The 8,800-nt window shown below is 36.9% G+C and carries 15 protein-coding genes; 11 read left to right on the top strand and 4 right to left on the bottom strand.

The annotated features are described in order from the left end of the window. A partial coding sequence (locus ACFILL_RS08335) for a hypothetical protein (protein WP_375643718.1) occupies positions 1-928 on the bottom strand: 928 nt, incomplete at its 3' end. Beyond that, positions 918-1,265 carry a YdaU family protein gene (locus ACFILL_RS08330; RefSeq protein WP_273790337.1) on the bottom strand — a complete coding sequence of 116 codons (348 nt, stop codon included), beginning with the start codon at positions 1,263-1,265 and terminating at the stop codon, positions 918-920. The genes ACFILL_RS08330 and ACFILL_RS08335, both read right to left, overlap by 11 nt. 70 nt (positions 1,266-1,335) lie before the next feature. On the opposite strand from ACFILL_RS08330, the gene ACFILL_RS08325 reads away from it, so the two are divergent. Next, complete coding sequence (locus tag ACFILL_RS08325; RefSeq protein WP_273790338.1) at positions 1,336-2,208, top strand: hypothetical protein; 873 nt, start codon at positions 1,336-1,338, stop codon at positions 2,206-2,208. Between the two features lies 1 nt (position 2,209). On the opposite strand, the gene ACFILL_RS08320 is transcribed toward ACFILL_RS08325, so the two are convergent. Together ACFILL_RS08320 and ACFILL_RS08315 are read right to left on the bottom strand one after the other, a co-directional pair. After that, positions 2,210-2,647 (bottom strand): hypothetical protein, encoded by a 438-nt coding sequence (locus tag ACFILL_RS08320; RefSeq protein WP_273790339.1) that lies wholly within the window; start codon positions 2,645-2,647, stop codon positions 2,210-2,212. Positions 2,648-2,663: 16 nt separating this feature from the next. Continuing rightward, positions 2,664-2,915 (bottom strand): helix-turn-helix transcriptional regulator, encoded by a 252-nt coding sequence (locus ACFILL_RS08315; protein ID WP_273790340.1) that lies wholly within the window; start codon positions 2,913-2,915, stop codon positions 2,664-2,666. A 109-nt stretch (positions 2,916-3,024) separates the two neighbouring features. Between ACFILL_RS08315 and ACFILL_RS08310 the strand changes: the two genes are divergently transcribed. The 10 genes from ACFILL_RS08310 to ACFILL_RS08265 all read left to right on the top strand — a co-directional run bounded on the left by ACFILL_RS08310 (position 3,025) and on the right by ACFILL_RS08265 (position 8,678). Next, positions 3,025-3,642 carry an XRE family transcriptional regulator gene (locus ACFILL_RS08310; protein ID WP_273790341.1) on the top strand — a complete coding sequence of 206 codons (618 nt, stop codon included), beginning with the start codon at positions 3,025-3,027 and terminating at the stop codon, positions 3,640-3,642. A 156-nt stretch (positions 3,643-3,798) separates the two neighbouring features. Further along, positions 3,799-4,173: a hypothetical protein gene (locus ACFILL_RS08305; protein WP_375643715.1), complete on the top strand. Its 375-nt coding sequence runs from the start codon at positions 3,799-3,801 to the stop codon at positions 4,171-4,173. Positions 4,174-4,236: 63 nt separating this feature from the next. Further along, on the top strand, positions 4,237-4,599 hold the full coding sequence (locus ACFILL_RS08300) for an antA/AntB antirepressor family protein (RefSeq protein ID WP_375643714.1): 363 nt from the start codon (positions 4,237-4,239) through the stop codon (positions 4,597-4,599). Positions 4,600-4,614: 15 nt separating this feature from the next. Next, complete coding sequence (locus tag ACFILL_RS08295; protein ID WP_375643719.1) at positions 4,615-5,343, top strand: Rha family transcriptional regulator; 729 nt, start codon at positions 4,615-4,617, stop codon at positions 5,341-5,343. Positions 5,344-5,355: 12 nt separating this feature from the next. Further along, positions 5,356-5,673, top strand: a complete 318-nt coding sequence (locus ACFILL_RS08290; RefSeq protein ID WP_156850804.1) for a hypothetical protein — start codon at positions 5,356-5,358, stop codon at positions 5,671-5,673. Between the two features lie 11 nt (positions 5,674-5,684). After that, positions 5,685-6,224 carry a hypothetical protein gene (locus tag ACFILL_RS08285; protein WP_375643713.1) on the top strand — a complete coding sequence of 180 codons (540 nt, stop codon included), beginning with the start codon at positions 5,685-5,687 and terminating at the stop codon, positions 6,222-6,224. Beyond that, positions 6,224-6,625 (top strand): hypothetical protein, encoded by a 402-nt coding sequence (locus ACFILL_RS08280; protein WP_375613985.1) that lies wholly within the window; start codon positions 6,224-6,226, stop codon positions 6,623-6,625. Before ACFILL_RS08285 ends, ACFILL_RS08280 begins: the two co-directional genes overlap by 1 nt. Beyond that, a complete protein-coding gene (locus ACFILL_RS08275) occupies positions 6,619-7,002 on the top strand; it encodes a hypothetical protein (RefSeq protein WP_273790346.1) in 384 nt (127 codons plus the stop codon). Before ACFILL_RS08280 ends, ACFILL_RS08275 begins: the two co-directional genes overlap by 7 nt. 241 nt (positions 7,003-7,243) lie before the next feature. Continuing rightward, positions 7,244-8,053, top strand: coding sequence for an ERF family protein (locus ACFILL_RS08270; protein WP_273790347.1), 810 nt, complete (start codon positions 7,244-7,246; stop codon positions 8,051-8,053). 1 nt (position 8,054) lies between these two features. Then, positions 8,055-8,678 (top strand): lambda exonuclease family protein, encoded by a 624-nt coding sequence (locus ACFILL_RS08265; RefSeq protein WP_273790348.1) that lies wholly within the window; start codon positions 8,055-8,057, stop codon positions 8,676-8,678. Positions 8,679-8,800: the final 122 nt, after the last annotated feature.

The following is an 8,800-nucleotide window of genomic DNA, read 5'->3' as shown; positions in this document are numbered from 1 at the left end:
TGTTATTCGTGTTTTTCGTTTTTTCTAAATCCTCGATAGCCTTTCGCACCCAGTTACGCCATGTTGCTTGCCAATCGATTTTGGTTGCATTTGCTCCGGCTTTTGAACGCCAGTAATCTCGAAACTTTGCGATTTCGACTTTGACGCGCTCTGGAGGCAAGCCCTCTGCAATGGCAAAATCGTAATCGGGTTCAAAATCCGCAGGCAATCGACAACCGCGATTAGCTTGCGCTCGTTTTGCTTTTTTGGGAACATTCTCTTGCTCGTGAATGGGAGGTTGGTTGTCTGATGATGTTGTGATTTGCTCTGATGTGGTCTCAACAGCAGCAACCTCTGTTGGTTCGTCAACCAAATCGATTGTTGCTAAACTTTCAGAACCAATTTCTTTTTTTGCTAAAACGATAGTTTTAGTTTTTTTATTATATATGTTATTGTTATTGTTAATGGCATCATTAAGCATTTCTTGTGCATTGCTAAAATCCCCACAAGCATCATGCTTAGCATCCTTAAGCATACCGTTAGCATCATGCTTAGCATTTTTAGCATCTTGATCATCACTCATTGTTTTTGCTTTATGATGTTTTGCCCATTTTGCCTGCGCTGCTTTCTTTGCTCTCTCTGAAAACTTATTTAAATTTTCATTTGAGTTATTGAGTTCTTCTTCAACATCTAAACTCCACAAGCGTCCATCTTCTAAATAAATGATGTGTCCAGATCTAAATAAATAATTTAATGCCTTTTCAAATCTTTTTACTGAACAACAAGTAAAATGAGATAATATTCGTGCATCATTCAAAAGAGGCTCACGCGTGTGTAACATTCTTATCCGCAACTTCACATAAACATTGACTTCCATAGGTGGTAAATCAGAGAGTTTAAATAGCCACTGGTCTGTATTAAGTCTCGTCCAAGCCAATTTAGTTGACATATTTTACCTCCTTTTCTTCATTATTATTAAAGGTAAAATTATCTAGCTCTTCACTGAGGTTATTGAGTTCTTCTTCAACGCGCGTATTCCACAATCCATTATCTGTCTCAACAAGTTTATTATTTCTCATGAGATATTCGACAATAGTCGCAAACTTTTTTTGTGAACAATTGCAAACACGTGCAAGCGTTTCAAAATCTTCTTTAATTGGTGCTTTTTTATCGTACATGCGAACGAGAAGCGTCATATAAGCGCCCCTTTGCTCTAACGTCATTCCATCTGTACCACTTATCCAGTCATACAAATGGAATCTTATCCATGGCATTGCATTAGACATGCGCGCCCCCTTCTTTTATTAAATATAAATGAGTGATCATAATCCCCCCCTTAAGGCTCTACGTATTTATATGTGTGTTATGACAGAGCGTGTTGTGATTGCCTGTCTTGAAAAAATGTTTATGAAAAAGTATCCTCCCAACGATTCTAAAAAAGTGGGGAGGGGAAAGATGCAAGAATGGATAAAGATATTTCTTACGGGTTTCCTGTCATTTATCGGATCACTTTCAGTAGCGCTTATTTTAAGATGCAAAGACCGTAAAGAAGCAGCCAAAATCCGGAAAGATGATTTAGAAAAAGCTGCAAAAAAACGAGAAGAAGATAGAGAATGGATAAGCAAGCAATTTGCAGAAAGCCAGGAACAAACGATAGCCCTTAAAGAGCAAGCGATATCGACAAAAGATCTTGCCAAATGGTCAGAAGAACATATTAAAATTTTGTTAGATAACAAAAGAGTACAGGATTTAGGACCGCCACTTTCCATATATGCAACTGGACCGCATCTTCCAACAAAGGACAAGTGGACGCTTCTTTTCTTAAAGGTAGAAAATAATGCACAAACTGTCGTCCATATTTTAAATATAAAGCTAAAAGATAGTTCTCGCTTTATTCTTGGATATGGCATCATATACAAACCTAGGCAAAAAACTTGGCAAATACAATCACCATATGTTAATCCTGACGCGGTTGCAGAATCGCGAGTATTCCCTGGCTTCTGTGATAAAGCAAAGAATTTTCGAACGGGACCAGAAATCGATGTTAATATTTCTGTAGCTCCCTCAGAAGGCAAACCTTCAAAAATCCTTATTTTTGTAGCAGCACGTGAAGAAGATATAAAAGACCAAGTTACTTTAATCATTACCCATACATCCCCACTGCAACCAGAAACAAAAATGACTGTAACAACACAAACCAGCCTCATAGACTTTAAAAAAGTGGATTAACTCAATTCAGACGCACACTACACGCATCATTTATTAATTTGATTTCTTCTTCTCTTTTTTTGATGAGGTCATCCCTTAAGAAGCCAAGATTACTTTCGACTAAAGCTGTAAACAAAAGTAGCTTACTTAAGCGATAAAAAGATGATAACTCTTGAGAAAAATGATTATCAAACCAAGCAGTAAAAGCTTGCGTAAACACAGATGAAAACCATTGATTAAAATCATCGTACGGCAATAACGGAAAATAATTTCTATCATCACGCGCAAAGATACTATGTAGCATACAAACAATAAAACCTGTTGATGGGGGCTTCATGCTTGTTTCAAGACATGCATCTTGAGGCGAACGGACACCATAATATATGTCTTTCTGTCCAATCTTATTAACAAGGTCGATCAACTGGACTTTACTTATAGTGATCTGTGGGACATCTATCATCTCTGATCTTTCTTCTTTAAGAATGTGAAGGCTGCTGTTGATGTTCATTACTATCTGTAGGAGCAGCAATAAAAGCAGAACTAGAGCTAGAACTATCCTTCAACTTTTGCAGCTTGAGATAATTTATTACGGAGATAGATCCTCTTTTTTCCCACTTGCAAACAGCTGCTTGAGTTACACCAAGCATTTTCGCCATTTCTGATTGAGTCCAATTAAATTTGCCCCGTATTGACTTAGTCAAATTCTTAAAATCTTCTCGTTGATCCATTTACAAGCTCCAATTACAGCTCTGCCTTATTTTATTCATATAATTATAGTTATATAAAGTCAATGAAATTTATCTTTATCAATGATAAAAAAATAAGGTAAGCAGAAGTATGAGTAATAAATCTAATATCATAAGCACATTAAAAAAGATTTTGACCGAATTTAACTTAACGCAAGAAGATGTAGCCAAACGGCTAAACGTAACACAAGCTTCAGTGTCTAAGTGGTTAAAAGATTCTGATCCACGCGGCTCTAATCGAGATGCCATTTTAGAATTATATAAAGAACTAAAAGGGGACAATCACTTAATAACTTTTGTTCCTCTTATGGGGTATATTGGAGCAGGAACACAGATAGATCCAAGTTTTGAACAAATCCCTGAAGATGGTCTTGAACAAGTAGAAATTCCTTTTGTTTTACCTGATGATATGGTTGCTTTTGAAGTTAAAGGAGATTCTATGATACCAGCCTATAAAGATGGAGATATGGTTATCGTAAGACGGCGCCAAATTAAAACAATAGAATCCTTTTTTGGCAAAGAAGCCGTTATTTTAACACATGATAATAAAAGATATATAAAGCAGATTAGCAGGGGAATGAATGGTGAAATAGATCTGCTTTCTTGGAATGCCTTACCTATTAAGAATGTTAAAATTGTGTGGGTTGGAGAGATATTTGCTATTTTGCCAATAAGTTCTTACAGCAAGATGATTCGGACTTATCGCTAATTATCCTCCCCTCTTATTCAGCAAGATATTATAATATTTTTTATAAAAATATAACTTTTTATAATTTTTTGCTTGCTATTTTATAATTATAGTTATATAAGTAATTATATAAACCACGCACAAACAATCGCCAAGAGGCGTTAGGGAGGAAAAATTATGGAAAATCCAATTCTTATAAATTCTGATGAAATTTTATTAGTTGCCTACGATAAAGATCAACACATTGCAGAGTCTGGACCACTTGATGCAAGCCAAATTCTAAGCATTGTTGATGAGGTAGATGATGCAATCCAAATCTTTCGCATCAATCCTTCTGAGAATAATTGTGAAGATATCTCTGAAGAAATTGCAGAAGCATATGTAAAAGAAAATATCGAACATCTCCATGAGGATAGTGAGGTTCATGACTTTGTACGCGAAAGTGATGCTTACCAAGAACTTTTAGACGAGATCGCAGACGAAAAATATAATGATGAGATTTACGGTACTTACGAACAACAACACCGTTTGCGTGCATGTGATGTGCTTTAAATTCTGAAGGGCGCTTTTAAAAACGCCCCCTTTTTCCCATCAATAATTGATTAGAGTAAACTTATGAACACACATGATAATGATATTCATAGTGAAGGATATCTCACACCTGAAAACGAGGTAGACAACAAAATTGGTTATGCCAAAATGGTCAAAGCCCATGTGATGCATAGGTACTTACATTTGAAACAAGATTTTTCCACTTGGTTTAACGATTGTGTTGAAAAGCTTGATCTAAAAGAAGGCATGGATTTTGTTTTTACAAAACAAGAATGGAACAGACAGAAGATTTGTCCAAAATCTGAAATAGAAACAGATAAAACCGATAATCATTACTTCAAAATTCACGCAGCAAGGAAAATTGCTCAAGCAGAGCGCCATAGAAACTATGGCAGAATATTATATCAAACCTTGTGTTTTTCTTAATTAAGGGGGGTGATGATGCGAAACTTTATTACAATATCTGAAAACAATTTTCAAAACACAACTGTTCCAACCATGTCTAGTCGTGAAATTGCAGAGTTATGCGGTAAGCAACATGCGCATATTATGCGTGATATTCGACAAATGTTAGGAGAATTATATCCTGAAGGGGGTCAATCCAAATTTGGATCCACCTATTTAGATAAACAGGGTAAGCCCCAGAACTGTTACAACCTCCCTAAGCGTGAATGCCTTATCTTAGTTTCCGGTTACAGCATGACATTACGTGCTAGGATTATAGACCGTTGGCAAGAATTGGAAAAGCAAGCAGTAATACCACAAATCGACTACTCAAGCCCTCAAGTTATGCTTGGTGTTTTAACGTATCTCAAAAATGAAAATGAACAAAAAGATAACATTATTGCAAATTTAAAACCAAAGGCAATGGCTCTTGAAAGCTTACAGCGCCATAATGGACTCTTCGGTCTTACAGAAGCCGCTAAAATACTCGAGATGCAACCAAAACAGTTCATTCTCTTCTTACAGCAAAAAGGTTGGGTTTACAGACGAGCAGTAGGTGGAAATTTGCTACCGTATCAAGACAAAATCCAAAAGAAACTTATGGATTGTCCAACCATCACACTTCAAACCGCAAGTGGAATAGAAAAAGTCATTCCTTGCGCAAAAATCACAGCAAAAGGAATTGGTGTGCTGTCTCAAGAGCTTAAAAGACAAACCATGCATTAAGAGGAGGTTATTATGATAAAAAAGAAATACGAATTGACTGATGAGACAATTAAAGTTGATAGAATAACGCTTTACCGGATCCGTGCATTAAAAGATTTTGGTGATGTTAAAAAAGGTGATCTTGGTGGCTGGGTAGAGAGTGAAAGAAATCTTAGCCATGATGACAATTGCTGGGTTGGTGGTGAGGCGTGGGTTTATGAAAATGCCAAAGTTTATGAAAATGCTAAGGTTTATGATGATGCCGAAGTTTATAATAACGCAAAAGTTGGTGGTAATGCCATAGTAGCTGGCAAAACAGCATTTTATGGAAGTGATGCTATCTTAAGGTAGAGGCAAAAACCATGGAAAAGAAATACGAACTTACTGATGAAACAACTGAGGTTGATGGCAAAACTCTCCACCGCATTCGTGCATTAAGGGATTTTGATGATGTTAAAGCAGACGACCTAGGCGGTTTTATACAAAAAGAAGACAATCTAAGTCATGATGGCAATTGCTGGGTAGGCGATGATGCTAGGGTTTATGATAATGCTCGTGTTTATCAAAATGCACATATTTCCGGTTATGCCTATGTTTATGGTGATGCGCGGGTTTATGGAGATGCACTCGTTTCTGATGAAGCAAAAGTTTACAATTATGCAGAAATTTACGGTGATGCATACGTTTACGGTGACGCTAAAGTTTTTGATCATGCACATGTTTATGGCAATTCTCATGTTTATTATGAAGCATATGTTTACGATAAGGCAAGCGTTTATGGAAATGCAAAAGTTGGCGGTAATACACACATTTACGGAAATGTAAAAATTTACGGTGATGCGGATTTACGTTGTGAAGATTGGATTGGCAGCAATAGCAGAATATCCACTGGAGCAAACTAATGGAAAAGAAGTACGAACTTACTGATGAGAAAGCTGAGTTTAAAGGGGTAACTCTTCACCGTATCCGCGCTTTAAGAGACTTTGGAGTTATTAAAAAAGGTAATTTAGGCGGCTTTATAGAACATGAAAACAACCTATCGCATCATGGTAATTGCTGGGTAGGTGGTAATGCATTCGTCTTATCTTGTGCTTGCGTTTACGATAATGCTCAAGTTTATGATGATGCTGAAGTTTATGGTAGTGCACGAATTAAACATAATGCACATGTTTACGGTTTTGCCGAAGTTTATGGAATGGCAACAGTTTCCGGTAATGCACGTATTTATGGCGACGCAAAAATTTATCGTGATGCGGATATTGATGGCGATAACGTCATGTCCACTGGAGAAAAAGCATGGTGAAAAAATACGAATTGACTAATGAAACCACCGATATTGTAAGTTGCCATACATTGTACCGCATTCGTGCTTTAAGAGATTTTGATGATGTTAAGGCTGGGGACCTTGGGGGCTTTATAGAAAATGAAAGCAATCTCTCTCATGATGGCAATTGCTGGGTCTATGATAATGCTTGTGTTACTTGGGGTTCAAAAATTTATGACAATGCAAAAATTTATAATAACGCCCGAGTATATGGTGGTGGTCGCATTTTTGAAAACGCACAGATTTACGGAAATGCAATTGTTTATCCCAATGCAAGAGTTTATGGCGACGCAAAAATTTACGGAGATTCAGAGATCTGCGGAGAAAGCCGTATCACAACAAACGAGAAAAAATAAATCATGTATAAATATGGAATTAAACCTACCTTGTGTGCACAGTTAGTTGTGAGAAATACTCACAATCTAGGTGAACTTTGTATCACTATCTCTGGGTATAAAGACGAGCCTTATGTAGATACCATAATTTCTGAAGACATAATGCAGCCTATAAAATCCAAACTCTAACAACCAAACCAACTTTTAACACATGCGTGATTCACGCCACGGGTGAATTGCGCTCAAATAGGAGGAAATCAAGATGAGTGAACTAAGTACCACACAAATGGAATTAGTGGAAAAAACGAACGATTGTGAAATCAAACCTACAGCTATGGAGCTTATTTTAGAAAGAGCTTTAGAAAATGATGTCGATATGGATCGTCTCAAGCGTCTTCTTGAATTGCGAGAAAAGGAGATAGAACGACAAGAGTGTCAAAACTTTGTCCGTGATCTTTCTGCTATACAAGTGGAATATAAAAATATCGAACAAAATGCCATTAATACACATACTAAAAGCCTCTATACAACGCTTGATAAATATATTGATGCTATTAAAGAACCTCTTGCAAAACATCACTTTGCCTTGTTCTCTCGTATCAAAGACCAGAGTTCAAATGACATAACTGTAGAAATGACTTTAAAGCATATATCGGGCAATGAAATATCAACACAAGGAACATTTCCCATTGATGCTACGGGAAGCAAAAATAACACACAAGCGGTTGGTTCTACTATAAGCTACGCACGTAGATATCTCTTAGGCATGCTTCTTAATGTTGCAAGAAAAGAAGACGATACAGATGGAATAACACTTCTTGCGGGTATCTCTTCTGAACAGATGAATGAAATCAAAGAATTAATTAAAAAAACACAATCTGAAGAAAGTAGGCTTCTCTCTTTCATAGGAGTAAAAAATCTAAAAGATATGTCTTTTAAACAAGCACAAACCGCTTTGTTTGCTTTGAAAAAAAAGCAGCGAAAGCAAATGAATAAAGCACAACAAGAGCAATTAGATGCACCTATACAAGATATTGAATATGCACCAACTCAACAACAAACGGCGGTGTGAAATGGAACAAAGAACAGCACAATGGTTTCAGGCCCGCTTGGGAAAAGTCACCGCTTCAAACGTTTACAACCTACTGAGTAAAACAGCAAAGGGAATGCCGACAAACAAATATGAAGACTACAAAATCAAACTTATAACAGAACGTTTAACTGGTGAAGTAAGCCAATCTTATCCAACGCCGGCTATGCAATGGGGCATTGAACATGAAGAAGATGCCTTGAAAGAATATGCATTTATTTATGATACAGAGATCATAGAGTGTGGTTTCATACAACACCCCACAATCAAAATGGCTGGTGCTAGTCCTGATGGGTTTGTTGGTGATGACGGTTTAGTTGAAGTCAAATGTCCACAATCACCAAACCATTTACGCTTCTTTATAGATGACACTATAAAGCCTGAATATAGCGCGCAAATACAATTCCAAATGGCTTGTACGGGACGAAAATGGTGTGATTTTATCAGTTATGACCCACGTTTTACGAGGCAATCAACATACTTACGCATGAAAATCAAACGCATTCACCGTGATGAAGAACACATTGAACAGATTAATCAAGCGGTCGAAGCTTTTTTAGCAGAAATAGAACAAGAGATGCAAAAGATTTTGACAAAAGCCGCTTGACGTTATGGGGGTGCTCTCTCCTCCCAGCACCCCCACCCATTTACCAAGGAAATTAAACGTGTGTAACACCAAACATATTATCATACAGCCTGCTAAAGATGAGGAATTTTGTTTTTTTACCA

It is taken from the genome of Bartonella sp. AP20NXHL (assembly GCF_042196165.1).
GTDB lineage: Bacteria > Pseudomonadota > Alphaproteobacteria > Rhizobiales > Rhizobiaceae > Bartonella.
Note: the sequence above shows the minus strand (reverse complement) of the source record. Positions and strands in the feature narration are given on the sequence as shown.

Coding starts and splice junctions, on each gene's coding strand:
- ACFILL_RS08330 (WP_273790337.1), bottom strand. CDS start 1,265: ATGTCTAATGCAATGCCATGGATAAGATTCCATTTGTATGACTGGATA.
- ACFILL_RS08325 (WP_273790338.1), top strand. CDS start 1,336: ATGTGTGTTATGACAGAGCGTGTTGTGATTGCCTGTCTTGAAAAAATG.
- ACFILL_RS08320 (WP_273790339.1), bottom strand. CDS start 2,647: ATGATAGATGTCCCACAGATCACTATAAGTAAAGTCCAGTTGATCGAC.
- ACFILL_RS08315 (WP_273790340.1), bottom strand. CDS start 2,915: ATGGATCAACGAGAAGATTTTAAGAATTTGACTAAGTCAATACGGGGC.
- ACFILL_RS08310 (WP_273790341.1), top strand. CDS start 3,025: ATGAGTAATAAATCTAATATCATAAGCACATTAAAAAAGATTTTGACC.
- ACFILL_RS08305 (WP_375643715.1), top strand. CDS start 3,799: ATGGAAAATCCAATTCTTATAAATTCTGATGAAATTTTATTAGTTGCC.
- ACFILL_RS08300 (WP_375643714.1), top strand. CDS start 4,237: ATGAACACACATGATAATGATATTCATAGTGAAGGATATCTCACACCT.
- ACFILL_RS08295 (WP_375643719.1), top strand. CDS start 4,615: ATGCGAAACTTTATTACAATATCTGAAAACAATTTTCAAAACACAACT.
- ACFILL_RS08290 (WP_156850804.1), top strand. CDS start 5,356: ATGATAAAAAAGAAATACGAATTGACTGATGAGACAATTAAAGTTGAT.
- ACFILL_RS08285 (WP_375643713.1), top strand. CDS start 5,685: ATGGAAAAGAAATACGAACTTACTGATGAAACAACTGAGGTTGATGGC.
- ACFILL_RS08280 (WP_375613985.1), top strand. CDS start 6,224: ATGGAAAAGAAGTACGAACTTACTGATGAGAAAGCTGAGTTTAAAGGG.
- ACFILL_RS08275 (WP_273790346.1), top strand. CDS start 6,619: ATGGTGAAAAAATACGAATTGACTAATGAAACCACCGATATTGTAAGT.
- ACFILL_RS08270 (WP_273790347.1), top strand. CDS start 7,244: ATGAGTGAACTAAGTACCACACAAATGGAATTAGTGGAAAAAACGAAC.
- ACFILL_RS08265 (WP_273790348.1), top strand. CDS start 8,055: ATGGAACAAAGAACAGCACAATGGTTTCAGGCCCGCTTGGGAAAAGTC.